Below are 26,741 nucleotides of genomic sequence, written 5' to 3'. Positions count from 1 at the left end.
CGAGGGACGAAACTTAAACTTTCGCTCAGCAAATCTTAAAGCGCCGTTAAGAGATAGGCCGCATGGCCCGCTACACCGTGTCTTCGAGGTCCATCTGCATGAGCTGCACGTTCTCGCGCAGGCGACGGGCTTGGATGCGCGAGAGGCGATCCTCCTCGTAGGCCTCCTGAATTTGCTCGAGCTCGTAGCGATAGGCCAGACGCTTCATATCGTCGGTGCGATCCTCCACCTTAATGACCGCCGTCACCGTGGGCACCGTGTTGTGGAGCGCGCCCAGACTGCGCTGGTACTCCAGCAGCAGCGCCGCCGCGTCCTCGGTGGACACCTGGCTGGAAGCCACGGCGTCCTCCAAATGCTGAATGGCATACACGCGGCACTTCACCTGCAGCTGCCGCATTTCCTCGGTACGGGCGGCCATGGTGTGGCCGGGAAGCTCGCGCAGCACGGCGTTCACGCCCCGATGCAGGAACGCGCGCAGGCGGATACGGAAGGCGTGCATGCCGCCGATCTGCCCGCTGTGCTCAAGCAGATGCATCATGCGCTCGAGGCGGCTGAGGTATTGGTAGCCCACCACTGCGGATACATCGCCGCTTTCCATGAGCTCGATGGCGCGCTCGTGCTCCCAGCCGAGCGCCTTCAAGCGCAGCGCCACGTTGGGCTCGTCCTCAATGCCGTTCGTCTCCTTAATGCGCGCCACGCGATCGTTGTACGAGCGAATGACGGCGCGCGTCTCCACGTGATTTTCGGCCGTCTGCTGCGCCGTCAGCATCTCGATGACGTTGCGCATGATCTCCAGGGTGGTCTCGGCATCCCGCTCCTGGCGAAGGCGCTCCCCCTCCCCTTCGTCGCGCTTCGGCGCCAAAAGCGGCACCACGAACGTGGCCAGCAACAGCGTGCACACAATAACGCCGCAGGCCAGGAAGATAAGCAGGTCGCGCTGAGGGAACGGCACGGCGTAGGGGCGCAACATGATATTGGGAGCAATGGAGAACATGATGGACAGCGTGATGGTGCCTTTGGCCCCCGAGAACGTGGTGATGAGCACACTGCGCAGGTCGTCGGTAGAAAACCACCGCCGCTCTTTGCGCCGCACGTGCAGGTAGTCCATCACCAGCACCCACACAAAGCGCGTAAACAGCAGCAGGAACGTGAGCCCGAACACCAAAAGAATAAGCGTGCTGTTCTGGATGGCCACGTTGTCCCAGGTGTCGTGCATGGCGTTGGGAAGCTGCGTGCCCAGCATGACGAATACAATGCCGTTCAGGGCATAGGTAAGCACATGCCACACGCTGGACGAGACGATGTTCATGCGCGATACCGAGGGCCCGATGGTGCCGCGCGGCGACGTGACGTTGATAAGCCCCGCCACCACCACGGCGATAACGCCGCTGACGTGGCAGGCGTCGGAGATGAGATAGACGAGGAACGGGATGAGCACCTCGAACAGCACGTGGAAGTTCGTGTTCTCGACGCCGATGTCGCGGGCCTTGCGCACCACCCAGTTGCCCACAAATCCCAGCACAGCGCCGAACAGCAGGCCGCCCAAGAACTCAATGAGGAAGTCCTCGCTGGCGTGAAGCAGCGAGAAGGTGCCCGTGGTGACCGCGCCCACGGCGAACTGGAATGACACAATGCCCGAGGCGTCATTGAGCAGAAGCTCGCCCTTCAACATGCTGGCCTGGCGCTTCGGAATGTCCACCTGCTTGGACAACGAGGATACCGCCACGGCGTCGGTGGGCCCCAGGGCCGCACCCAAAGCGAAGGCCGCTGCCAGCGGAATAGAGGGGACGAGCGCATTCAGCGAGAAACCGATGACGAGTGTGGTGGCCACCACCAGGCCGATAGCCAGGGACAGCACGGGTTTTCGCTCGCGCCAAAGAGCTTCTTTGTCGGCGCGTTTTGCCTCATCGTAAAGGAGCGGGGCAATGAAGAACACCAGGAACAACTCGGGATCGAGGGTGATTTCGATATCGCCGCCGGCCACAATGGCAATGAGCAGGCCCAGACCGATTTGCACCAAGGGCAGCGACACGCGGGGGATGATTTGATCGATGAGCGAGGAGGCCAGCACGGCGGCCAACATGAACAGCCCAAGGGTCAATGTCTCCACAGAGCGCGCCTCGCTTCCCCGTAATCGTCGTCGAATGAATGCATCATTCTAGAATATGAGGGCAAAACCCCTTATTTGCAAGGGGGCTTTTTCAGAAAAAGAGCGGGGGCGCTCGGTGAACGCCCCCGCAGAATGCACGGGATAGTCGAATCGCTGCCTTGGAGGTTCTGCAAAGACGCTACGGAGCCACGGCCGATGTCAGACCCTAGGCCAGACGCACGCGGAAGTTGCGCCCGCTCTTCTCCAGCTGGTACTGGCCTGTTGAAGCCATGTACTGGCGCATTTGGGCAAAACCGAGGTCGCGCACCTTGAAGTCCTTGAACTTTGCGCGCACGCCATCGGTGACGGTGGAGAGCAGGATGCCCTCGCTGCCCGCATCGGCCACCAGCTGATGGATGTAGCCCTGGGGCGTATCGGGCGAAGGAGCCTTTTTGGTCGCGCGCTTCTTGGACGTGCCGGCCGCGGCCTTTTTGGCCGGCTGCTTTTTGGCGGTCGTCTTGGCGGTCGCAGCAGGCTCCTTGGCGGAGCGCTTCTCGGCCGTCGAAGCCGCAGAAGAGGTGGCAGAGGTTTTGGCGTCCTTCGAGGAAGACGCTTCGTCCTTCGAGGCCGCGTTCTTCTTCGACGGCGCCGCAGACTGGCTCTTCTTCGGAGTTGCAGACTTCTTGGGAGCTTGCTTCTTGGAGGCCTGCTTTTTAGCCGCAGCTTCCTTCGGCTGCTCGGAGTCCTCGCTCTTGACAGCAGTCTCCGTGGCCTCTTGCTGCGCCGCCTTGCGCTGGGCACGCGCCTTGCGACCGGGCTTTACGTCCCGCGGCTCTTCGCTTGAGGCATCCGCAGCAGGCGCAACCGTCTCGGCAGCAGCGACTGACGCCTCAGATGCGGCATCCTTCCCGGCGTGAGCGGCTTGCTCGCCAGCGGCGGCAGCCTTGTCGGCGACGGCCTTGTCAGCGGCGGGCTCCTTCAGCAACCCCACCGGCATGGAGGCACCCTCAGTCAGACGCGCAGGCTTCTTGGCCACGACGCGGCGCGTACCACGGTGGTTGCGCACCCGTCGAGCAGGCGCTTCATCGATGGCAGGCTCAGAGGCCGGTTCACCAGTCGACTCACCAGCAGTTTCCTCAACCACCACTTCCGTCACGGTCTCGCGCGGCTCGGCGGCTTCTTCGGAAGCAGCCGGATCAGGGACAGCCTGCTCAAAAACTTCAACGGTGCGCTCCTCGCCCGCCGATTCCGCACTCTTCTCGGCCTTGTCGTTGCGCCCATTGCGGCGATTGCGCGACTTGCGCGGCGAGCGATCCTCGGAGGCCTCGGAGGATCGCTCCTCCTTGCGCTCCGCAGGCTCCTCGCCCTCGGCCAGCTCCACCGTGACCGAGCTGTGATCCTTGGTGATGCGCACGCGGGTGAATTCCTCCAGCAGCTTGGACAGCAGGTTCGTGCCGTAGCTGCGCACGTCGAAATCGGGGTAGCGCTTCTGCAGACGGCTGCCGATCTCGCCTAGGCCCGTGGCCTTGCCGTTGTTCTGATTATCGGTGATGATGTCCACCACGGCCTGCTCCACCGAATCCTTCGGCACGGCGTTGCCGCTGCCGCCGTTGCGCTCGTTCTTCTTCTGCACCAGCAGCTCCAACGTGGTGAACACGTCGCAGGCGCGGCGGAAGGGCGTCGGAGTCTTCTTCTCGCCCATGCCGATGACCATGCGACCGCTCTCGCGTAGACGACTGGCCAAGCGCGTGAAGTCGGAATCGCTGGACACCAGGCAGAACCCGTCGACGTTGTCGGTGTAGAGGATGTCCATGGCATCAATGATCATGGCCGAGTCCGTGGCGTTTTTACCCTGGGTGTAACCGAATTGCTGGATGGGCGTAATGGAGTTTTCCAGCAGGGCGTCCTTCCACTTGGCGTGCAAGGTGAGCGTCCAGTCGCCGTAGATGCGTTTAATGGTGACCGTGCCGTACTTCGAAAGCTCGTTCAGGATGGGCTTCAAGTAGCGGGCCGACACGTTGTCGGCGTCAATGAGCAGCGCCAGACGGCGGTCGGACGTTTCAATGATTGTTTTTTCCATAAGGGAATAAGGTCCTTACCAGTAATAAGATACGTTGCCTTCAAGTATGGCACATTTCTCCTTGTTGCGCAGGCGCGGAAACCAAGCGTAAGAATTGGGAAACGCCAGAGAGAGCGCCGCGGCGTCGGACAAACGCCGGAGAGGGCACCGACGACGCCGGACAACGCCGAGCCGTGTCTTAGCTTGTCTTATCTTTGGCGAAACATCCCGAATTTTTGACCGACATGCCACCAAAGCTAAGACAAACCTTTGCCGCCCCAGTGGGTTCAAGAAAATAAAAAAGGTCAGGATTCATACCCTGACCTGCAATTTCAGTGGTGCACCAGGAAGGACTCGAACCTTCGACCTTGGGATTAAGAGTCCCCTGCTCTACCAACTAAGCTACTGGTGCACTTGGTTGCTGCGCAAAGCGCTTGAATAGTTTAGACCAAACAAAACCGGTTTGCAAGACCTAATTTTTCAAGCGCGCTGGGGTGGATGATGGGACTCGAACCCACGATCTCCAGAGCCACAATCTGGCGCCTTAGCCAACTAGGCCACACCCACCATTTCGCGCAAGGTTGAATTATAGGGATGTCGGTGCTTGGGCGCAAGCATTATTTTTCAGAAGCCACTGGCACGTCATCCTCTGCCGCTGGCACCCTTCGCGCACTGAGAGTTGAGAGCACGAAACGTCACTCGGCATCGGGGCGGCGCGTCGCCAAGGCGTTCCTCGCCTTCCCACAGCACCGCTGCGCCATCGAAGGAACATGCATCGGCCGGAAGCGCCTCAAGGGAGAGAGCTGCTATCCACGCGCAACACCCGCGATATCGCGCACCACTTCCCCACCGATAATGAGGCCCACCACCGAGGGAACGAACGCCACCGATCCTGGGGCCGGGCGGGAACCTTCTTTCACCCGCTCTCCGTCGGGAAAAGGCTCGCGCGGCGGCTCGGTGGAGTACACCACCTTGAGGGAATCGATGCCTCGTTTGCGCAGTTCTTTGCGCATAACGCGGGCCAGCGGATCCACGGAAGTATGCGCAATATCGACCACTTGGAAGGCCGTCGGGTCGAGCTTGTTGCCCGCGCCCATGCTGGAAATAATGGGGACGCCCGCAGCGTGAGCCGCTTCCACCAAAGCCAGTTTGGCGCTTACCGTATCCACCGCATCCACAATATAGTCGCAGGCCGCGAAATCGAACTGACCAGCCGTTTCGGGCAGGAAGAAGCACTGGTGCGTGGCTACCTGGCATGCGGGATTGATGGAGGCCACGCGCTCGGCGGCCACCACCACCTTGGGACGCCCCACGCTATCAAGCGTAGCGATAATCTGTCGGTTGAGGTTCGTCGGATCCACGTCATCGGAATCGACAAGATCAATCGCCCCCACCCCGCTGCGTGCCAGGGCTTCAACCACGTAACCGCCAACGCCGCCCACACCGAACACAGCCACCCGGGCTTTTGCTAAGCGATCAAGGCCCTCCTGCCCCAGCAAAAGGCGGGTGCGGGCAAACGTATCAGACGAGGAGCTCATAGGTGGCAGCTTTCTCTTAAGACGTACGGATAAGGCGGACGGCGGCTAACGCACGGCTAGAGCATTCTAGCTGAACGAACGGCTCGATGCGAGACGGGCATCCGACTGCGGCCGGGAGGCACACAAGACGAACGAGATAGGCAGAGCAGAAGGAAAGGTCGAACCGACGAGCAAAGCGGACGGAAGTCGGAGAATGGACGGGGGCCGACGATCGGGCAGAAAGCCATCGAACGCGAGATTGGCGGACGCGGCGCGGATGGCTGCTGCCGAGCACAATGCAGGCGTTAGCTGACGAAGCGGATAGAAGTTGACGGGCACGGGTGGAAGCTGACAGATGCGGGCGGCCAGGAGGGTCAAAATCAGCTTGAAGTTGATGCTTTTGCCCGAATCGAGGCTTTTAAGGTCACGATTCCGTCGAGGCGGGGTTTTTGCCCGAACTTCGCCCGCTTTTTGACCCGTAGGTGGTCAAATGGAGATTGTTTTCCATCCGAACGCCCTATGGCGTGCGGCAAAAGCATCAACCTCGAACGATTTTCGACCTTAATCGGCCGTTTTCGGGCAAAAGCCCCGCTTGGAATGAATTTTGACCATCCCCCACTCTCTTATGCTATAAACAAACACGAGAGCAAAGCAGGGCGCGAGGACCGCTGCGACCAGGGGGTCTGGCTTTACGCACCAAGGGCCGCCGTTGGGGTAATCGATGTCGTGAGCAAAGGCCGCTGCGATCGGGGAATCTGACGTCCCGCACCAAAAGCCGCCATCATCGGGGAGCCCAACGTCGCGCGCAAAATCCCCTGCGAACAGGGGTTTTGCTCCAGTCGCGAGGGTCGCTGTAGCCAGGGGGTCTGACGCTAGCCGTTAACATCCACCTCGCCCGGAGCCAAGGGCAAAGACCGCGGCTCTTTGGGAACCTGACACAGGGCGCCCATGTTTTTGGGCACGAAAGGGTCATCATGATCGAACACAACATCCGCCGCGATGGGCGCACAGCATCAAGCAACCGAAGATCGCAAGGGCGGCCAAAAGGAACGCAGCGCTCCAAGCAGAAGCCGGTCCTTGCGACCCTTTTGCTCAGCGCGCTTCTTGCCCTGGCACTTACCGCCTGCAGCAACGCCTCGTCGGCAGACGCCGAAACCAACTCCGGCACTTCCACTGAAGAGCAAACGCCCCTTGCGGACACTTCTCAAGGAGTGGACGAGAGCGAAGCCAACCAACAGGCGGCAGACAGCGAAGCCGCGGACACCGAAGGCGCAGAGGGGCCAGCGGCAGCCGACTCCGACAGCGCGCCTGACGGCAACCCCGAAACTGCCGGCACTGAGAGCACTTCCCCGTCAGCCTCCGCCGGCAGCTCCAACAGCACCTCCCCCACCACCACGCTCACCTGGGATGCTCTCCCGGCCTACGACGGCAGCCCCTACATCTACGTAAACGACGGTGAGCCGACATTCTCCTCGGCAGACCGCAAGGCGGCCTACGGCACCGAGATCTACGGGGACTTGGACAAGCTAGGACGCTGCACCGATGCCTTCGCCGTGGTGGGACCCGAGACACAGCCCACGGAGAAGCGAGGCTCCATCGGAAGCGTCAAGCCCTCTGGCTGGCAACTGGCGAAGTACGACTTCGTGGACGGAAAATACCTGTTCAACCGCTGCCACTTGCTGGGATATCAGCTGACGGGCGAGAACGCCAATGTCTGCAACCTTATCACCGGCACTCGTTACCTGAACATCGACGGCATGCTGCCCTTCGAGAACGCCGTAGACGACTACGTCGACGCTACGGGCAATCACGTGCTCATGCGCGTAACGCCCATCTTTGTCAAAAAAGAACTGGTGGCGCGCGGCGTGCAGATGCAAGCCGAATCGCTCGAAGACCAGGGCGATGGCATTAGCTTCAACGTCTTCTGCTACAACGTGCAGCCCGGCGTCGTCATCGACTACGCCACGGGCGACAATAAAGCTGCCGCAGATGCTCCTGGCAGCAAGATAAGCTCCGATAGCAAGAAGTCGTCCTCAAGCAGCAAAAACAGCTCAAGCTCCAGCAACAAGGGGAACTCCAGCAAAGACGATGCCGGCGCCTCTAAGAGCAAGCAAGACTACGTGCTGAACACCAATACCAAGAAGTTCCACGTTCCCAGCTGCTCCTCGGTCAAGCAGATGGCCGACAAGAATCGCGAGGACGTGAAAGACACGCGCGAGAATATCCTCAACCGCGGCTACGACCCCTGCAAGCGCTGCAACCCGTAGGGCATGGAACGCGGCAGGCGCACGTTCCTCTATCACGATCCCTCGGGGGCATCGCCCTGTAGCAACCCAGGCAACCCAGGCACCAAAAAGGCCCCCGCCAACACTGGCGGGGGCCTTCTCATTGCTGGTAGGGCCACCCGGACTCGAACCGAGAACCAAGGGATTATGAGTCCCCTGCTCCACCATTGAGCTATAGCCCCAAGTAAACCACTACATATTATCGCATAGGTTAGGCAAAGTCAGCGAGGTTTCGACAGGTGCCTGCAATTGCCCCGCCTTTCGCCCAAGCGTACTTCGGTACGCGCCGCGGCGAAAACAGTCAACAATCCAGTGGATTGTTGAGGACTGCCTATGCGCCCGTGAGGGCGCGCCCTGAGCAGCGGAGCTGCTCAGGGCTCCAGGTGCCTGTCGGAACCGCAGCGTCGACAGGTCCGTTCGTCCCGTCAGGGCGAACGGAACTAACTACATCTTCACCGGCGCGCTTACGCCCAGCAGGTTCAGGCTGAGGGCCAGCACGATGCGCGTGGCGTCGCACAGGGCCAGACGGGCCGTCTGCACGTCGGCGTCCTCGGTAAGCACGTGGCAGTTGGTGTAGAACTGGTGGAACAGCGCAGCCAGATCCTGGGCGTAGTGCGTCAGGCGGAACGGAGCGCGGTCGCGGGCCGCCAGGGCGATCAAGTTGCCGAAGTCGCCCATCTTGCGCATGAGCGCCAGCTCGGAAGCGTGCGTGAGCGGCGAGAGATCGCAATTCTCGGGCACCACCTTCGCGGCCAGCTCAGCCATGGTGATGTCGCCGGCCTCGGCAGCCGCGGCGTCGGCCGGATCGGCCGCCTTGCGCAGGATGGAGCAAATGCGCGCATGAGCGTACTGCACGTAGTACACCGGGTTCGATGCGTCCTTCTTCTTCGCTACCTCGATGTCGAAGTCGATGGGCTGGTCAGCCGAACGGGACAGCATGAGGTAACGGGTGGCATCCACGCCCACCTCGTCGATGAGCTCCTCAAAGGTGACCATCTCGCCGGTACGCTTGGACATACGCACGGCCTTGCCGTCGCGGAACAAGTTCACCAGCTGGCCGAGCTGCACTTCCAGCGCTCCGGGCCAGCCCCAGGCCTCCAGCATGCACTCGCAGCGCTTGATGTAGCCGTGGTGATCGGCGCCCCACAGGTCGATGAGGTGGTCGAAGCCGCGCATCATCTTGTCGTAGTGGTAGGCCACGTCGGACATAAAATAGGTGGCCTCGCCATCGCCCTTGATGAGCACGCGGTCCTTGTCGTCGCCCAGATCGGTGGAGCGGAACCACAGGGCACCGTCCTTCTCGTACAGGTAGCCCTTCTCGCGCATGGCGTCCAGCGAGCGGGACACGGCGCTCTCGCCGTTCTCGTCCTCCACGTACAGCGAGCGCTCCGAGAACCACTTGTCGAAGGTGGTGCCGAAGTTGGCCAGCACCTCGCGCTGGTTCTTCAGAGTCATGTCGTAGGCCATCTCGCGGAAGGCGTCTACGCGCTCCTCGTCGGACACGTTCAGCCACTTGTCGCCGTCGGAATCGATGATCTCCTGGGCGATGTCCTTCACGTAGGCGCCGCCGTAGCAAGCCTCGGGCATTTCAACGTCGCGGCCCAGCAGCTGCTGGTAGCGCACATTCACGGAGTTACCGAACACGTCCATCTGGTTGCCGTGGTCGTTGATGTAGTACTCCTCGTACACGTCGTAGCCGCCGTGACGCATGACGCGGGCCATGGCGTCGCCCAGCGAGGCCCAACGGCCGTGACCCACATGGAAGGGGCCGGTGGGATTGGCGGACACGTACTCCAGGTTGACGTAGCGCTCGCCCTCGGGAATGGTGCCCTTGCCGAAGTTCTCGGCCTCTTCACGCACCTCGCGCACGATGCCCTGCAGCACGGTGTCGGACAAGCGGATATTGATGAAGCCGGGGCCGGCAATCTCAACCGCGGCAATCATGTCGTTAGCGGGAATGTGATCCACAATGATCTGGGCGATCTCGCGGGGATTCTTGTGAGCGAGCTTGGCGCTGCGCATGGCCACGGTACTGGCCCAGTCGCCGTTGGCCTCGTCGCGGGGTCGCTCCAGGGCGGCTTCCGGGGCCTCCGAAAGCTCGAGGGAGCCGTCGGCACGGGCCGCTTCGATGGCGGCGTCGATGATCGCTTCCAGGGATTCGCGAATTTCCATATCCTATTCCTTTTCTTTCGCCAGCTTTTCAATGGCAGTCGAGCTGTGCCGTACCCGCCTGCGCTTATAAGCGCTCATCTTACCATCAAAAAGCCCGAAAATACAGAAGTACCTGGGCAGAGCCCAGGTACTTCCGTCTGCGGTCGCGCAGCGAGGGTAGCCGCGCGCTCTTATCGCAAAAGCAATGGCGTCGAAGCGCGAAGCGCTACGACAGGATGACCATCGCCGCGGTCAAGATGACTACCAGGACCACGCCCAGGACCACGAACAGCTTCGCGCCGAACTTGAGCCAGGTGGAGTACTCGATCTTGGCCAGGGCCAGACCGCCCATGATGGCGCCGCTGGTAGGCGTGAACAGGTTCACGAGGCCGTTGCCGGCGGAGTAGATCATGACCATGGTCTCAACGGAGAACCCAAGGTGGCTGGCCAAACCGCCCATGATCGGGATGGACACCGTGGCCATGCCCGAGGAGGACGGGATGAGGAAGGACAGGACGATGTAGAGCAGGAACGACAACGGGGCGAACACAATGGCCGACATGCCGGTCAGAGCCGCCGCGGCGTTGTTCAGGATCCACATATCGAGGCCCGTCTTCGCCATAAGCACCGTAATGGAACGGGCCAGGGCGATGATGAGCACGACGGACATCATGTCGGCAGCGCCGTTGATGAAGGCCTTGACGAAGCGGCTCTCGGACACGCCGCCGATAACGCCGATGACGATGGCCATCAGCAGGAACCAGGTGGAGGCCTCGTCGAAGTACCAGCCGCCCACCGGCACGCCGGTCAGGAAGCTCGACCAAGCGGGCTGCACGGTGACCTCGGCGGTGTCGACGCCCTCGGTACCCTCGGGCAGGGCCAGGGAGGTGTCGGTCTGCTGGTCGTAGGCAGCCACAATGTCATCGGCACCGACGGTGGTGGTTACCTCTTCGGTCACCTGGCCGGCCTCGAACACGTCAACACCCAGATCGGCCCAGGGAATGAAGGCGGCGATCATCACGACGAAGGTCAGGCCGAAGACGATGAGCGACCACTTCTGGCGGCCCGTCATCTTCTCGACGGGAGCCTCGTCATTGTCGGCAGCCTCGACCTTGGACTCGGTCATGCCCCACTCGTTCATCATGTCTTCCTGCTCCTGCAGGGACAGGAACGTGGAGCCCTTGTCGGCCTTCACCTTCTTGGCGTAGCGCATGACGAATACGATGGAAATGGCCAGGGTGACAATCCAGAGAATGAGACCCAGCACAATAATGATGGCCTGGTTGGCCTGAATGCCGATACCGGACAGCGCGTCCACGGCCACGCCCACGGCGAAGGGGTTCACCGTAGAGCCGATAACGCCGCAACCAGCGCCCAGCAGGACGACGGCGGCGCCGGTGAGGCTGTCGAAGCCCGCGGCCACCATGGTGGCGGCCAGCAGCAGGTAGAACGGCACGGTTTCCTCGCACATGCCGTAGGTGGTGCCGCCGATGGAGAAGATGAACATCAAGATGGGGATGAGCACCAGCTCATTGCCGTGCAACTTGCGCACGAGGGCGGCAATGCCGGCGTCAAGAGCGCCGGTCTCAGTGATGATGCCCAAGAAGCCGCCGAGGATCATCACGAACAAACACACGCCGATGGCGTCCTGGAAGCCGAACACCGGGGCGGTGAGCACCTGCGACAAGGTGGCGCCTTCAACGCCCTCCACGCCGCAAGCGGACATAATAACGGTTACGATGGCGAGAACGACAAGAATGATAAGCAAGATGGTGAATGAAGAAAGACTCGCCCTTTTCTTTTTCTTGCCCTTTTCAGCAGCTGCCATAGTAATCCCTCCTTAATTCCGATTTGTCATGCTCGGATTGGTTCCTGCCTCTGAACCCTCGTACGGCTGAGCAGGCCGTCTCTGAGGCAAGCTGGCAATCCTCAAAGGCGTGACGGGTCTGCCGTCCCGCGACGCCCGCCTTGCTGGGTGGCAACAAGACTAGAAGCACCAATCGGTAGTAGGCGAAGGAGCACCCCTCCCCCGCTCAAAACACAAGGGGCGGCCCGAAAGCCGCCCCCCTCTTGAACAGCTCTCCGCAGGTTACTGCAGGGTGGCGTACATGACAGCCTTGATGGTGTGCATGCGGTTCTCGGCCTCGTCGAAGACCTTGGACTGCTTGGACTCGAAGACCTCGTCCTCGACCTCCATCTCGGTGACGCCGAAGCGCTTAGCGATGTCGGCACCAGTGGTGGTGTTGGTGTCGTGGAAGGCCGGCAGGCAGTGCAGGAAGATGGCCGTCGGCTTCGCCATGGCCATGATCTCCTTGGTCACGCGGTAGGGCTCCAGCGCCTTGATGCGCTGCTCCCACACCTCGTCGGGCTCGCCCATGGACACCCATACGTCGGTGTAGATGACGTCGGCGTCGGTAGCGGCCTCCTTGACGTCCTCGGTGCACTTCACGGTGCAGCCGTTCTCGGCAGCAATCTTCTCGCAAGTCTCGATGAGCTCCTGGTCCATCCAGCAGCTCTTCGGGCCGCAGCCGACGAAGTTCATGCCCAGCTTGGCGCACATAACCATGAGCGAACGACCCATGTTGTTCTGCAGATCGCCGAAGAAGACGAACTTCAGGCCCTTGATGTCGTAGTTGAAGTTCTCCTGAACCGTCAGGGCGTCAGCCAGCATCTGGGTGGGATGCCACATGTCGGTCAGGCCGTTCCACACCGGCACGCCGGCCTTCTCGGCCAGCTCCTCGACGTCGGACTGAGCGAAGCCGCGGAACTCGATGCCGTCGTAGAAGCGGCCGAGCACGCGGGCGGTGTCCTCGATGGACTCCTTCTTGCCCATCTGGGAGCTGCCGGGATCAAGGTAGGTCACGCCCATGCCCAGGTCCATGGCGCCCACTTCAAAGGCGCAACGGGTACGGGTGGACGTCTTCTGGAACAGCAGCACGATGTTCTTGCCCTCGAGGTAGCGGTGAGGGGTACCAGTGCGCTTAAGATCCTTGAAGTTCTTGGAGAGCTTCAGCAGGTACTCGATCTGCTCGGTCGAGAAGTCAAGAAGACGGAGATAGGACTTGCCGGAAAGATTCACAGGCATAATGTTTTCCTTTCAGTGAAAACGTATCAGGTGAGGCGGCCGACGGGATGCCGGCCGCCCGAAAGTGCTAACGCTCAAGCCGCGTCAGGCAGCGTGCTTAGATAGCCTCGCGCCAGGCCGGCATGGACATGCAGCGCGGGCCGCCGCGGCCGCGGGACAGCTCGGCCGACGGCATCTCGAGCACGTTGATGCCCGCCTTGTACAGGATGTCGTTGGTGACGTTGTTGCGCTGGTACACCACGACGGTGCCGGGGCGCACGCACAGGGTGTTGGAGCCGTCGTTCCACTGCTCGCGCTCGGCCGCGATGCGGTCGCCGCCGCCGCAGGGGATCAGCGTGACCTTCTCGCCGACGTACTCGGACAGAACGCTCTCGAGGTCCTCGTTGCGCTCGCGGATCTTGGTGCCGCCCTTGCCGTCCGGGGTGATCTCGAACACCGTCAGCGGGCCCATGATGCCGGGGTGGATGGTGAACTTGTCGCGGTCGATCTGGGTGAACACCGTGTCCAGGTGCATGAAGGCGCGGGACACCGGGATGTTGAAGGCCAGGATGGTGTGAACCTTGCTGGTCTCGTCGTTGAAGATGTTGTGAGCGATGGCGTCGATGGCGTCGGGCTCGGTGCGCTGGGAGATGCCGATGGCCAGCACGTGCTCGTTGATGTTCAGGATGTCGCCGCCCTCGATATGGAAGGTCATGTCGCGGTGGTAGTACTCCGGCGTACCCTGGAAGTCCGGATGATACTTGAAGATGTAGTCGCCGTAGATGGTCTCGCGGTTACGCGTCTGGCTGTACATGCGGTTGATGGACACGCCGTTGCCGATCATCGCGAACGGGTCACGGGTGAAGTACAGGTTCGGCATGGGGGCGCAGACCAGCTTGCTGCGGTCGGACACCATGTCCACCAGCAGATGCGTGTTCTGCTGCGGCAGCTCCTGCAGGTTGATGCCGGCCATGGTCTTCATGACCATGTCCTTGGTGCCCGCGTAGTTGGAGTTGATGTAGTCCTTGATGATGTCCTTGTAGGTGTCGGTGCGGATGCCCGCCTCGAAGATCCACTGATCCAGGAACTTCTCGCGCAGCTCGGGATGAGCATCGATAACCTCAGCCATGAGGTCCTCGAGGTACACGACCTCGACGCCCTCGCCGCGAAGAATCTTCGCGAAGGTGTCATGCTCCTCCTGGGCCACAGGCAGGAACGGGATGTCGTCGAACAGCAGCTCTTCCAAGGTGTTCGGGGTGAGGTTCAGCAGCTCATCGCCGGGGCGGTGAAGGATGACCTTTTTGAGGTCGCCGATCTCACTTTTGACGTTTACTCCTTGCATAAAGCTCTCCTATCCTAATCGGATGATAGAAACTTTGCCAGCCACACAAGATCGTCCGCCGCCTCGAAGTGAAAACCCGGAGTCGGTGAGGTGGTCTGTTGTGTTTGGGCTGCAATAAACATCCCACATCATGGGGTTCGACAGCCGTCAAGAAGGCTTTGTTTGACGGCACGGTATCGAGATGACACCGTTTCGTCACTTAAATATAAGCAAAAAGGTTTTCTTTTTAATGAGCCGAGAAGTATTCGTTATATAAGCTGGTAAACGATGATATCTTCCGTTGGAAATGCCCGGGGAACAAAGCCGCTCGCACCGTCGAAACCTCTGCTATAATCAACGGCTGCGGCACGCATCGCTTTCACTTGCCTGCCGGTTTCGCGCACGAGTCGCTTTCGGGCCCGTCGCGCAGCTTTTGTTTACGTCGGGACGTGGCGCAGTCTGGTAGCGCGCCTGCTTTGGGAGCAGGATGTCGCAGGTTCGAATCCTGTCGTCCCGACCATCTTTTTGTTCCGCCGTTGCTGACGCAACGTCGTTCACGCCGATGCTGCGGGTTCGACAGGCACCTGGCCTTGCCCCTTGTTTTGCCCACGGCGCGTACCGAAGTACGCTTGGGGCAAAGGCGGGGCAATTCCAGGCACCTGTCGAACCCTCGCTGACTTCCTTGGGCGCACTTGTGCGACAAAAGTTTATTAATTGTATTTGGATTTGACAGGCCTCCTGTTCTACTCTGTCTTCTATGGAAAAACTGAAGCTCAAAAGATTGTGGTTGTTGGTGCCGGGCGTTGTTGCCTTGGTGCTGACGTGGCTAGCGCAGATTAGCCCCGCTGTCACCGACGCTGTGTTCAGTCGGGGCTTGTACCCCTGGTTGTCTTCGGCTTGGGGCCTTCTTCCCTCTCTGGTGCCGTGGTCGGTGGCCCAGTGGGTGGTGGTGGCGTTTCTGCTCTTCTGCGTGGGCTTTGTGGTGTGGTACGTGCGTGCCTTCGTGAAGGAGAAAGGCGCACGCCGTTTCGTGCTATGGCGCGCGCTGGGCACGGCGCTGGCCGTCGTGTCGATCGGGTTCACCATCTTCGCCCTTATGTGCGGCCTCAACTACTACCGCCTCACCTTTGCGGAAGATGCGGGGTTCGAGTTGCGCGAGTCCACCACCGAGGAGCTGACCGCGCTGTGCGAGAGCCTGGCCGCCGACACCAACGAGGCCCGAGCGGAAATCGACGGCAGTCCCGACGACTACGCCGCTAGCCAAGGCGGCTTCGAAGCCTACGCCCAAGCCGCGGTTGCCAACATGGAGGCGCTGGCCCAGACCTATCCGGCCCTCGAACGGCCGCTGTACTCCCCGCCCAAGCCGGTGCTGTTCTCGGAAGCGCTCAGCTACCTGGACATTGCCGGGATGTACTTCCCCTTCACCGTCGAGTCGAACATCAACGTGGACGGCCCCTTTTTCACCATCCCCGCCACCATGGGCCACGAGCTAGCCCACCAATGTGGCTTCATGCGCGAAGACGAGGCCAACTTCATCGGGTATCTGGCCTGCAAGAACGCCTCTGATCCCCTTACCCGCTACAGCGGCTACTCGCTGGCCTACGACTACGCCATCTCGGCGCTGGTGCGGGCCGACCGGGAGCGCGCCGTTGCCGTCAACGACACGCTGTCGGAGGCAGTGAAGGAAGACCGTCGCGCCCGCAGTGAGTTCCTGAAGAAATACGAAGGCCCCGTGGCCCAGGCCTCGAACGCCGCCAACAACGCCTACTTGAAGGCCAATCAGCAGCAGGACGGCACCCGCAGCTACGGCCGCATGGTAGATCTGCTGTTGGCCGAGGCACGGAGCTAGGATGACCAGGAACGCACGAGCGTGATAAGATCCTGCTTGGAGTGAATGCCCAACTTCTCATACACGTTTCGCGTATGAGAGCGTGCGGTGTTGTACGAAATGACCAGTTCCTCCGCAATGAACCGAGCACTTCGGCCTTCGACAATCAGCCGTAGCACATCTGCCTCACGGGCTGTTAAGCGATACTCGTCGCTCATCTCCTGATAGGCCTTCTCCAAGACCTCATCAGAACTTGCCGGTTCCAATGAATCTTCCGCCGTCGCAGGCGCGTCCGTCTCCATCGACTCGCTCTCTTTCGAGCAAACGTCGGGGCAAGCTTCTTCCAAGGGCACCGCGGCAGCTCCGCCCTCGGCGGCCACCTGGTACCCCATCGGCCGATACAGGAGAACAAGGGTTGAAGCTAGGTATATTCCCAGCAAGCCTGCAAGCACCGCACTATTCCAGACCGTCTCCGCTCCAGCAGACAAAGCCGCGCAAAGGGCAAGCGACTGCCCAACACACCAAGCAGCAAACAATACACCTACGGGCATACCACAAACAAGGTAGAGCGACGTCCTCATTCCCAATGCCAAAGCTGCAAGCACCAGCACCCACACGGACGCCTCCCACAAAAGACCATTACCACCGTTCGCCGCCAACGAGAAACCCGAGACCGCCCCAAGAACAAGAAGAATAGCTATTGCAGTGCCGATGAGCACCAATCCCGATCGTCCCGCAATAAACCTTCTGCCTCTCAGTATCCTCCCTCCCGCTATGCAGCACAGACAGAGAGTCACCGCACCCACAATCTCGACAACCAGATAGGGGGTGAACGGAGCACACGCGGCACTCCCCGGATAACCGCACAAGTAAGCAAAGAGGCCTCCTCCCGTGGCTAAAATGGCTGCAACGCAGCCCAGCAGAGTGAAGGGTCGAACCATCCGCCCCTTGTCGACATTGGTGTACTCAGGCGAAAAGGCCATGAGAAGCGCCAACATGCCCACTACCCCCACCGTCACATGCCACCCGTCAGCCGCTGTCAACGAGAGAAACGAAAGAGCACGGTAAACGAGGTAACACGCAACTGCCACTAAAAGCGACGAGGGCACCTCGAACAAATCCCTTCGAACAGGCATGCGAGATAAGCTCCGCTCCCACGACACGACCATCCCCGCGCAAGCGATCCCGGTAAATAAGGCGCATACGTAAAGGAGCAACTTAAGAGGGGAAAGCATCGAGAGGCAAGCGCACAGCATGGCGCACAGAACAATGGCCACTGAAGGCACTCCCTGCCATTCAGCTAAATAATCTCGAAAGACCGGTATCGCCGCAGCCGCCACCTTCGTCGCCAAGAAAGACACTCCCAGCACACCGAAGAACGTCATGAGCTCACGTGGGCTGCAGCCAACGCCAGCATAGTCCATTACGCCGATAACCGCTGTCGAAGCAATGTAGTAGAAGGCCCCTACGCCAATCTGCTCCAAGTTCAAGACGCTGTGCCAGCTACGACGAATCCGACGCGTTTCACACCCCATCGCTTTCCCTCCCTTGAGCGCAGGTCACAAACAAGACTCATACCACGACCCCACCAGCCACACATGGTACATTTTGTACGGTTTGCCTTAAATTACCAGATCAGAGAAACATATCTCCAATTTGCCGCATTTTGTACCATGCGGTTTTTCCCACCTCGCCCTAAGGTAAAAGTCGTCATGAACGACAATATCAGAAGGAGGAGGACATGACACACTCATCGGAATCCCGCGGATCAATGGATCGCCGAAGCTTCCTCAAAGGCGCCGTCGGTGCAAGTGCCCTGGCCGCCATCGGCACGGGAGCTGCTGGCACACTGGCAGGGTGCTCGCCTATGGCGAAAACTGGCAACAGCTCCTCAGAAGTGGTGCTGGATGCCGATACCTACACCGAGGCTAAGTGGAGCTTCGAGATTCCCCCTGAGCCCATCCCCGAAAGCGAAATCACCGAAACCATCGACGCCGAAGTGGTCATCATCGGCGCCGGAACCTCCGGCCTCGTGACGGGCATGGCCGCCGCCGAAGAAGGCGTCGACGTTTGCATTATCGCCTCAAGCGAAAAACCCGTTTCCCGCGGCGGCTCGAATGCTGCCTTCAATTCCAAGCTGCAGAAGCAGCTGGGACGGGAGTTCCCGCTCGAAGAGGCGAAAGCCTACTTCCAGGAAGAGTTCGCTGCTGCTAGCTGGCGCCTGGATCAAGACAAATGGTGGGACTTCTATAACTATAGTGGCGAGGCCATGGATTGGCTCATGGACAAGATGGCCGAGTACGGCATCCGAACCGTTATCGAAAACACCCGCACCGATCCTACGGGCAATATGAGCATTCCCTCGTTCTCCCATACGTTCATCACCGAGGAGAACCCCGCCGCTGGCGCGTCGCAGCAGGTAGCCGTCGAGGCTATGGCCGAGGAAATCCTCAAGCTCGGCGGCCGTATCGACTATCAGACCACAGCCGAGCAACTTGAGAAGGATGACTCTGGGCGCGTGGTGGCCGCCATCGCCAAACGCGACGGAAAGTACGTTCGCTATCGCGGCTCCAAGGGCGTCGTGCTGGCTACGGGCGACTTCTCCATGGATAAGGACATGGTGGCTAAATACGCACCCATCGCCCTGCCCTTCGGGCTCGGCGGCGTCTTCGATGGATCAGGCCACAAGATGGGCCTATGGGCGGGGGCTGCCTGGCAGAAGTACACACCCAATGCGCCTATGATCGTTACCATGGGCGACGAGGTACTTCCCTGCCGCTGGTGGGCCGACGGTGCCGGCACCACTTTCCCCGGCCTACTGGTCAACAACAAGGGGCTTCGCTATGCCGACGAAGACAGTCTTTACGGTTACGCCTGCTGGCCCCAGAAGGTACAGCCGGGCGGCTACACCTTCCTTATTTGGGACGACAAGTGGGTCGAAGGTTCGGCGCCTTGGGTGGGCGACTACATCGGCGCGCCTGATCGCGATACGCAAGAGGTATACGACCAGATGAAGAGTATTTTCACCAGCGATGCGGGCAGCGAGGCCACTAAAGAGTACGAGGGATTCAACGCCTCCATGGGCGTGGCAGTCATGGCCGACACTCTTGAAGAACTCGCTGACGGACTGGGCTTCGAGGGCGAAGCGAAGCAAGCTTTTCTCGATCAGGTGGAACGCTACAACGGTTACTGCGAGACGGGCGTAGATGAGGAGTTCCACAAGACAGAACGCTATCTGCTGCCCGTGAAAACGCCTCCGTTCTACGGCGTAAAGAACGAGCCCTACACGCTGTGCATGACTGGTGGCCTGAACGTGAACCGAGTACAGGAGGTCTGCGACGAGAACAGCGACCCCATCCCCGGTCTTTATGGCGTAGGCACCATTATCGGTGACGTAATCGGCGACACCTACAACTTCCGCATCTGGGGCCATAACCTGGGATGCAACTGCGTGACGGCCGGATATCGCCTGGGTAAGCGCTTTCCGAGCATCTCCTAAATTCCAGCCCTAACCCTCCCTTTGATTGGCTCACCAGCCTCCCTCCCTCTGGTGAGCCAGTCTTTTTTCGATCCCTTTCAGCGCCCGCCCTGCGAACGCTTACTCCTGCACCAGGTACAGCCCGTACTCCAGAGCATCCACCAGGGCGTTCCAGGAGGCCTCGATAACGTTTTCCGACACGCCGACGCTGCCCCAGGTGTCGCTGCCATTGGTGGTGGTGATGGTAACACGCGTGATGGCGTCGGTGCCCTGGCTCTCGTCCAGCAAACGCACCTTGTAGTCGATAAGCTCCATAGACGCCACCTGCGGATACGATGCCGCAATGGCCATGCGCAGCGCCGCGTCGAGCGCTCCCACGGGGCCGGCGCTCTCGCCCGTGGCCACGAAACGCTCCGGCCCCACATGGATCTTCACCGTGGCCTCGGACAGCGCATCTTTGGCCAGCGCCCCCGTATCTTCCCGATCGTCCACAATCACGCGGAAGCTTTCCAGTGTGAACGACGGGCGGTACAAGCCCAGATGACGCAGCAGGAGCAAGCCCAGCGAACCGTCGGCCACCTCGTAGGCGAAACCGTGGGCCTCGCGCTCTTTGATGTCGTCGAGCACCGCCTGCACGTCGACGCCGGCCCCTTCCAAGTCGAACCCCAGGCTGCGGGCCTTGGCCAGAAGCGAGGCCTTGCCGGCCAGCTCACTGACCAGCATGCGATTAGTATTGCCCACCAGCGCCGGGTTCACATGCTCGTAAGCCTCGGGGAAGCGGGCGATAGCACTGGCGTGCAGGCCGCCCTTGTGAGCGAAAGCGCTGGCGCCCGTATAAGGGTGATGCGGCGAGACGGACAAGTTGCACAGCTCGGCCACATACTGGGAGAGACTCGTGAGCTGTGCCAGGCTGTGGGCGCCCACGCATTCCACGCCCATCTTCAGCTCCAAGTCGGCAATGACCGTGCAGAGGTCCGCATTGCCCACGCGCTCGCCGATGCCGTTCACCGTGCCCTGCACCTGGGTGGCGCCTCCACGCACCGCAGCCAGGGTGTTGGCCACCGCGCAGCCGGAATCGTTGTGGCAGTGGATACCGAAGCGGGCCTGCGGGAAGGCGGCCACCACCTCGCGCACTACCTCCTCTACCTGGAACGGCAGCGCGCCGCCGTTGGTTTCGCACAGGTCCACCGACGAGGCCCCCGCCTCCACAGCGGCCCGTACGCAGGCCAGAGCGTAGTCGCGATTGGCGCGATAGCCGTCGAAGAAGTGCTCGGCGTCGAACACCACCTCGCGTCCGGCGGCTGCCAAATAAGCCACCGATTCGGCAATCATCCGCAGGTTCTCCTCAAGCGAAGTGCGCAGGGCGCGCTCCACCTGGGCATCCCAGGTTTTTCCCACAATGGTGACCACGGGCGCGCCGCAGACAAGCAGGTCGGCCAAACCGGCATCATCGGCCGGCGCCACGCCCTTTTTGCAGGTGCTGCCGAAAGCCGCAATGCGCGCATGGCGCAGGTCCATGGCCGCCACCTGCTGGAAGAACGCCACATCCTTGGGGTTCGATCCCGGGAAGCCGCCCTCGATGATGTCGATGCCGAATTCGTCGAGCCGTGCCACAATGGCCAGCTTGTCCTCCAGCGACAGTGTCACGCCCTCGCACTGCTCGCCATCCCGCAAGGTGGTGTCATAGGTGAAAACGCGCTGGCCCATTGCGACTTCCTTCCGTTGATTTCTCCTGGCGTCATTATAGAAGTTTCCCGCGCCCGGCGAACGAACTCCCTGACGGGAGGAGCGCTGCCGCCACAAGCGAGGCGATTATCTCTGTCAGGCCCAGGCATTCATGGCATAATTCCTTTCGAGACATTTCAGGAGGGGACCATGAAAGCCGCAGAAACCGACCAGAGTCTTTCCAGGCAGCGCGCCCTGCTTGTTGCCACGGTAGGATTCTCGCTTTTCTACGCTGTCTGCGTTTCCTTCTTCTATTCAACGTGGCTGGTAGGTCATGCCGAAGAAGCCGTGCAAGGCTTCGACAATGTGCTCAACTTGGCTATGCTCGCTGCCGCCGCCCTCTTCTTTCTGCTGGTCCGCCACTGGAGCGATGCCACGCAAAAAGCCTGTCTCCTCCTTGGCTACCTCGCCTTGGCCGCGGGCATCATCGTGCTTTTCTTCAATACGGTCACGCCTCTGAGTCGCGCCCTTGTTCTCTTCTCCGCCGTCTGCGCGGGCGCCGGTATGAGTCTCACGGCTCCCTTCTTCTTCGCCTCCCTGGCTTCCTTTTCGCCGAAGCAGATCGCTCTCGGCTGCGGCGCCATGGCCCTCGTGGGCATGGCCCTGGACATGGCCTGGTCCTTCGCAGCACCCCCGCTCTTGCTGGCCGTTCAGCTAGTCGCCCTTGCTCTCTCGGCGCTGTGTCTGAAGCGCTCGTTTCAAGACTGCCCTTCCGAAGCGACGCCTGAAGCAACCGCCTCAGGACCCGACCCGCTTACCGCTTCGGGACAGCGCGACTTCTTCAACGTCTTTCTGGTGTCGATTATCGGCACCTTCGCCCTTTCGGTGGTTTACGGCATCATCGATACCACGGCCGCCGGCATTGGGCCTTCCGTTAAGGCAACCGCTGGTATTTCCCAAGTAGGCGGCTTGGCGGCGGCGCTGGTATTTCTGGGATACTTCGCCCTAGCCAAGCGTACCTCGGCGACGTTTCTCTTCAACCTGGTTTTCGGACTCTTGGCCTCCGGCATGCTGCTCATCCCCTTTTTGCCGAACGACTACATGGTCACGCTGAACATTGTGGCCGCAGCGGGCTGGAAGCTTGTCATGCTCTCGCTGTTTTACCTGGTTGTCATCACCTACGCCCATGCGCGAACGCAGCTGCTGGCTGCCATGGCCATGACCTACGCGCTTCCCCGCTTTGGCCTGTTCATCGGCCTCAACGTCGCCCTGCTCTTTAACGTTGGCGACGGCACGGACATTGCCCGCACCACCACCGTAGCCTTCTTCCTGCTCTACCTTATTTTCATGGCAGTGTGGTTTGCCAACACCCACGAACGTCGACGAGCGCTTAAGGAGATGCAGGCCGCCTACGAGGAGCTCGGCCGCTTCACCAAAGAGTCCGGCGACTATCGTAAGAACCTTGCCGAAGAGCTGGCGGCAGAGCACGGCCTGACCAACCGCGAAAGCGACATCCTTCAACTTCTGGCCCAAGGACGCGATGCAGCCTATATCAGCGAGACGCTGTATCTTTCGCGCAACACGGTCAAAAGCTACCAGAAGAGCATCTACGCCAAGCTCGGCGTCCACTCCAAACAAGAGATCATCGAGTTGTTCACTCCCAAGGAAGCCTCATAGGCGCCTCGCGTTTCCCCAGATGAGCATCCCCACCCCAAGGGGGGTTTCGGCTTTTCCCTCTTCAGGCGGGGTGCGCCGAGACACCGTTTCCTCCTATGCTGCAAGCGTCGAAACGACCAATGCGAGCAACAAAGCATACCAAGGAGGAACTTATGAGGGAGATCACCACGAACGTATCGCGCCGCCGCTTCATCACGGGCACCGCCATGGCCGGCGCCCTGACTGCGCTGGGTCTGGCCGGCTGCGCCCCGAAGGCATCGGGCGCCGACGAGCTGCCGCAGACGGGATTCACTCAGGATATGAACTGGGACGAAGAGTGCGAGGTGCTGGTGGTGGGCAGCGGCTATGCCGGACTGGCCGCCGCCATCGAGGCCAAGACAGCTGGCGCCGACGTTAAGATCATCGAGAAGACGAATCGCGTGGGCGGCAACTCGGCTTTTGCTGCCGGCGACATGGCCGTCTATGGCTCCAAGGTGCAGGAGCGCGAGGGCATCACCGACTCCATCGACGCCTTTGTTAACGATATGCTGGTGGCGGGCTTGTACCTGAACGACGAAGAGAAGTGCCGCCTCATTGCCGAAAAGTCCAACGAAACCTGGGAGTGGTCCGTCGAGATGGGCGCCACCTGGGACCAGGACGAAAACGGTGAGCCCTATCTGTACCCCTACGGCGGCCACAGCATCATGCGCACTATCTGCCAAGGCGCCGGCGGCGGCTCCAATGTGACCGGCCCGCTGTCGGAGCGCCTGAGCGAGATGGGCGTTACCGTGGAAACCGAGCGCATGCTTGTCGAGCTGGTGCAAAACGGTGAAGGACGTGTTATCGGAGCCATTGTACGCGACGGTGCCATGGACAACGATGTTGAGAGCGGAACCGCCGTCGCCATTCACGCCACCAAGGCCGTGGTTCTGGCAACGGGCGGCTTCGGACGCGACTTGGAGTTCCGCATGGCCCAGGATCCGCGCCTGGATGAAACCGTCGACTGCACGAACCAGGAAGGCGCCACGGCCGAGGCTCTCAAGGCCTCGATCAAGGCCGGCGCCATGGCGGTTCACACGGACTGGATCCAGCTCCTTCCGTTCATGAGCCCCGACGAGCAGGGCTATGGTGTGGCGGCCTTCTACACCGACGGACAGGCCAGTTACGCCCCCACTTTGTCGAAGGCCACGGGCAAGCGCATCGTCAACGAGCTAACGGACCGCAAGCGCTACGCCGACGCCATCCTTGAAACGGGCGAGCCCTGCATCCAGATTACCTGCGCGAAGGCGCTCTATGGCAACGGACTCCAGGATGCCATCGACGCCGGCATCACCAAAGAGTTCGCCTCCGTGGAAGAGGCCGCTGCCTTCTACGAGATGCCCGTGGACGCTGTTGTGGAAGAAATCAAACGCTACAACTCGTTTGTGGCCAGCAAGGTGGACGAGGACTTCGAAAAGCCCATCCCCGATGACGCCCAGCCCATCGACGAGGCACCGTACTACGGCGTGCGCCTGTGGCCGAAGGTACACCACTGCATGGGCGGCGTGAAGACCGATCTGGATTGCCGCGTCCTGGATATGGACCTCACTCCCATTCCGGGGCTCTTTGCGGCCGGCGAGGCCGCGGGCGGCGTTCACGGCGCCTGCCGCTTGGGCTCTTGCGCCACCACCGACTGCTTGGTCAACGGACGCATCGCCGGCCAAATGGCAGCAGCCGAAACGGCCGAGGCCTAACCTGGCCGACAACCCAACCCTCCCCCTCGGCTTGAGCGCGCTTTTGCACCTTGGCAGAAGCGCGCTTGCCGTTTTCAGAGCATCGCCTCTTGGCAGAAACGTTTCCCTCAAACGAACAACAGAAGACTCACAGGACGGTGGCTCCGCAGCCGCCAATTCGCCGATCGCACGATAATGAAGGGGTCAACTAATTACGACCCTGGCCCGGGACGCCCCCTCAAGTCGGTGCCCCTCTTCAAAGGCGGTATTCCATGAACGGCACTTCTTCGCGCAGATCCTCCTCTTCACGTCCCTGGGAAAAAGCACTGGGCGCCGCGGGCACCGTAGCCGCTGCGCCCCTGGGAGCGGCCGCGGCATACCGCCACTACGTGCACCATCGCTGCGCGCGTTTTCTGGCAACCGCCGAAGCGGCTTTCGACGCGCCCGGCCTTGCAGAGAATTTCGTGCCCCAGGACCTCGACTATCTTTCTGCCTGCGACGGTTTTGTCTTCAGCGGCTACAACGGCAAAGGCGGTCCTTCGCCCCTCTATGTGTGCCCGAAGGGAAAGGATCCCTTCCCTGTTTTCATTGAGCTGCCCGACGGCTCGCTTTACTGCGGGCACGGGGCGGCCGTGGCCGTCGACGGACAGCGGGTGCTGGTCACCACGGCAACGGGCTTTATGGCCCTTGAGGCCGCCGATCTTGCCTCTGCCGAACCCAATGCGCGGCTTCGCCCCGTCGACCATCGCTTTGTCGACCTGACGCCGGCCTTCATGGGCATTTACGACGATATCCTCTACCTGGGCGCCTATTACTATCCCGTGCTGTTCAACACCCCGGGGCGCATGCACGTCACCACCCCCGACGGCCAAAAGGACAAGGCGGTCATGTACGCCTTCCGCCGAGACGAAACAGAGCCTTGCGGGTTTGCATCCGAGCCTTTCGCCGTGTACGCATTGCCGAAAGAGGTGCAGGGCATGGCGGCGCTGCCCGACGGACGCTTCGTTTTTTCATGCTCCGTGGGGTTCGTCAACTCCCACCTGCGCGTCTACGACCCGCGCTCGCTGGCCGCTGACGGCACCTACCTGGCCCAATGGCGCGTCGTGCCACGCTACGATCTGGACGATCGAACCCTGGTGGACACATGGACCGTGCCGCCCATGAGCGAGGGCATCACCCTGCACGACGACGCTCTGTACCTGCCGTTCGAGGCCGCTAGCACCCGCTACCGCATCGGCGCCCTGACGGGAGGCAAGCACGTCTACCGCCTTCCGCTTTCTGCATTTGACGGGCAGACGTCCCCCAATGATGCGTCCTAGAGCACTTTCTCGAAGGCGATGCGCGCTCCCCCGGCTTCGGGGCCTTCGGTAAGCGTGATGGTGCCGCAGTACGTGAAGCCGAACTTCTCCACGGCGCGGCCCATGGGAGCATTGTCGGCATGGGTGTCGATGCGCATCGAAGCCATACCCTCAGCCGCCGCCTTGTCGCAAGCGAACTGGAAGAGCTCGGCGATAAGGCCGCGCCCGCGCTCGTCCGGATCGACGGCGCAGCGGTGGATGGTTGCGTAGGGGCCGGCCGTCAGCCACTCCCCTTCCAGCGTGTCATAAGCCGCCTCAGGGGTATTGCTGTAGCGGAACACCGCAACGACGCGGCCCCCTTCCAGCCCCACGTAGGCCATGCCCTCGGCTACGTCGGCTTCCCACGTAGCACGATCGGGATAGCCCGCCTGCCACTGGTCGATACCCATAGCCGCCATGTTGACCTTGGCACGGTCGGTGATAACCGTCATAGCCTCCACGTGCTCCGGCCGCGCAACGATGATGTCCACAACGCCCTCCTTGTTCCTTTTCAGCGGACTATAGCATATAGGAGCGAGAGCGCGGCTAATTCGAGATATCGCACTCGACGATAAAGTC

At 61.0% G+C, this 26,741-nt stretch carries 16 protein-coding genes and 4 tRNA genes; 7 read left to right on the top strand and 13 right to left on the bottom strand.

Going from position 1 to position 26,741, the window contains the following annotated elements; genetic code table 11:
- Nucleotides 1-70 precede the first annotated feature (70 nt).
- The 5 genes from PZH32_RS08245 to PZH32_RS08225 all read right to left on the bottom strand — a co-directional run bounded on the left by PZH32_RS08245 (nucleotide 71) and on the right by PZH32_RS08225 (nucleotide 5,686).
- Nucleotides 71-2,110 (bottom strand): cation:proton antiporter, encoded by a 2,040-nt coding sequence (locus PZH32_RS08245; protein WP_343074508.1) that lies wholly within the window; start codon nucleotides 2,108-2,110, stop codon nucleotides 71-73.
- Nucleotides 2,111-2,315: 205 nt separating this feature from the next.
- On the bottom strand, nucleotides 2,316-4,169 hold the full coding sequence (locus PZH32_RS08240; protein WP_275207470.1) for an NYN domain-containing protein: 1,854 nt from the start codon (nucleotides 4,167-4,169) through the stop codon (nucleotides 2,316-2,318).
- A 315-nt stretch (nucleotides 4,170-4,484) separates the two neighbouring features.
- Nucleotides 4,485-4,560, bottom strand: a tRNA-Lys gene (locus PZH32_RS08235).
- Between the two features lie 78 nt (nucleotides 4,561-4,638).
- Nucleotides 4,639-4,715 (bottom strand) — tRNA-His (locus tag PZH32_RS08230).
- Between the two features lie 239 nt (nucleotides 4,716-4,954).
- Nucleotides 4,955-5,686 (bottom strand): tRNA threonylcarbamoyladenosine dehydratase, encoded by a 732-nt coding sequence (locus PZH32_RS08225; protein WP_275207469.1) that lies wholly within the window; start codon nucleotides 5,684-5,686, stop codon nucleotides 4,955-4,957.
- A gap of 953 nt (nucleotides 5,687-6,639) precedes the next feature.
- Here PZH32_RS08225 and PZH32_RS08220 point away from each other — a divergent pair.
- Nucleotides 6,640-7,932, top strand: a complete 1,293-nt coding sequence (locus PZH32_RS08220; RefSeq protein WP_275207468.1) for a DNA/RNA non-specific endonuclease — start codon at nucleotides 6,640-6,642, stop codon at nucleotides 7,930-7,932.
- 125 nt (nucleotides 7,933-8,057) lie between these two features.
- Here the strand turns inward: PZH32_RS08220 and PZH32_RS08215 are convergent.
- The 5 genes from PZH32_RS08215 to arcA all read right to left on the bottom strand — a co-directional run bounded on the left by PZH32_RS08215 (nucleotide 8,058) and on the right by arcA (nucleotide 14,507).
- Nucleotides 8,058-8,132, bottom strand: a tRNA-Ile gene (locus tag PZH32_RS08215).
- A gap of 262 nt (nucleotides 8,133-8,394) precedes the next feature.
- The gene (argS, locus tag PZH32_RS08210; protein ID WP_275207467.1) at nucleotides 8,395-10,122 is read right to left on the bottom strand and encodes an arginine--tRNA ligase; all 1,728 of its coding nucleotides are present in this window, start codon (nucleotides 10,120-10,122) and stop codon (nucleotides 8,395-8,397) included.
- Between the two features lie 205 nt (nucleotides 10,123-10,327).
- Nucleotides 10,328-11,929: a YfcC family protein gene (locus tag PZH32_RS08205; RefSeq protein ID WP_275207465.1), complete on the bottom strand. Its 1,602-nt coding sequence runs from the start codon at nucleotides 11,927-11,929 to the stop codon at nucleotides 10,328-10,330.
- 261 nt (nucleotides 11,930-12,190) lie between these two features.
- Complete coding sequence (gene argF, locus PZH32_RS08200) at nucleotides 12,191-13,186, bottom strand: ornithine carbamoyltransferase (RefSeq protein WP_275207463.1); 996 nt, start codon at nucleotides 13,184-13,186, stop codon at nucleotides 12,191-12,193.
- Nucleotides 13,187-13,283: 97 nt separating this feature from the next.
- A complete protein-coding gene (arcA, locus tag PZH32_RS08195) occupies nucleotides 13,284-14,507 on the bottom strand; it encodes an arginine deiminase (RefSeq protein ID WP_275207462.1) in 1,224 nt (407 codons plus the stop codon).
- A gap of 422 nt (nucleotides 14,508-14,929) precedes the next feature.
- Between arcA and PZH32_RS08190 the strand changes: the two genes are divergently transcribed.
- Nucleotides 14,930-15,006: transfer RNA gene (locus PZH32_RS08190), tRNA-Pro, on the top strand.
- A gap of 273 nt (nucleotides 15,007-15,279) precedes the next feature.
- Nucleotides 15,280-16,335, top strand: a complete 1,056-nt coding sequence (locus PZH32_RS08185) for a DUF3810 domain-containing protein (RefSeq protein WP_275208216.1) — start codon at nucleotides 15,280-15,282, stop codon at nucleotides 16,333-16,335.
- Here PZH32_RS08185 and PZH32_RS08180 read toward each other — a convergent pair.
- Nucleotides 16,332-17,849, bottom strand: coding sequence for a response regulator transcription factor (locus PZH32_RS08180; RefSeq protein WP_275207461.1), 1,518 nt, complete (start codon nucleotides 17,847-17,849; stop codon nucleotides 16,332-16,334). The genes PZH32_RS08185 and PZH32_RS08180 overlap by 4 nt on opposite strands.
- Nucleotides 17,850-18,055: 206 nt before the next feature.
- Here PZH32_RS08180 and PZH32_RS08175 point away from each other — a divergent pair, with 206 nt between their 5' ends.
- Nucleotides 18,056-19,813: an FAD-dependent oxidoreductase gene (locus PZH32_RS08175; protein WP_275207459.1), complete on the top strand. Its 1,758-nt coding sequence runs from the start codon at nucleotides 18,056-18,058 to the stop codon at nucleotides 19,811-19,813.
- 99 nt (nucleotides 19,814-19,912) lie between these two features.
- Here the strand turns inward: PZH32_RS08175 and cimA are convergent, their stop codons facing one another.
- Entirely contained in the window at nucleotides 19,913-21,499 is a 1,587-nt protein-coding gene (cimA, locus tag PZH32_RS08170) for a citramalate synthase (RefSeq protein WP_275207458.1), read from the bottom strand.
- A 168-nt stretch (nucleotides 21,500-21,667) separates the two neighbouring features.
- Here cimA and PZH32_RS08165 point away from each other — a divergent pair, with 168 nt between their 5' ends.
- The 3 genes from PZH32_RS08165 (at nucleotide 21,668) to PZH32_RS08155 (ending at nucleotide 26,144) form a co-directional block, all read left to right on the top strand.
- Nucleotides 21,668-23,134 (top strand): helix-turn-helix transcriptional regulator, encoded by a 1,467-nt coding sequence (locus PZH32_RS08165; protein WP_275207457.1) that lies wholly within the window; start codon nucleotides 21,668-21,670, stop codon nucleotides 23,132-23,134.
- Between the two features lie 152 nt (nucleotides 23,135-23,286).
- Complete coding sequence (locus PZH32_RS08160) at nucleotides 23,287-24,846, top strand: flavocytochrome c (protein ID WP_275207456.1); 1,560 nt, start codon at nucleotides 23,287-23,289, stop codon at nucleotides 24,844-24,846.
- Between the two features lie 251 nt (nucleotides 24,847-25,097).
- The gene (locus PZH32_RS08155; RefSeq protein ID WP_275207455.1) at nucleotides 25,098-26,144 is read left to right on the top strand and encodes a hypothetical protein; all 1,047 of its coding nucleotides are present in this window, start codon (nucleotides 25,098-25,100) and stop codon (nucleotides 26,142-26,144) included.
- Here the strand turns inward: PZH32_RS08155 and PZH32_RS08150 are convergent.
- Entirely contained in the window at nucleotides 26,141-26,653 is a 513-nt protein-coding gene (locus PZH32_RS08150; RefSeq protein ID WP_275207454.1) for a GNAT family N-acetyltransferase, read from the bottom strand. The two genes, PZH32_RS08155 and PZH32_RS08150, sit on opposite strands and share 4 nt — an antisense overlap.
- Nucleotides 26,654-26,741: the final 88 nt, after the last annotated feature.

It is taken from the genome of Adlercreutzia equolifaciens, from assembly GCF_029076695.1.
Classification (GTDB): domain Bacteria; phylum Actinomycetota; class Coriobacteriia; order Coriobacteriales; family Eggerthellaceae; genus Adlercreutzia; species Adlercreutzia equolifaciens_A.
This window is presented reverse-complemented; position numbering and strand designations above follow the sequence as displayed.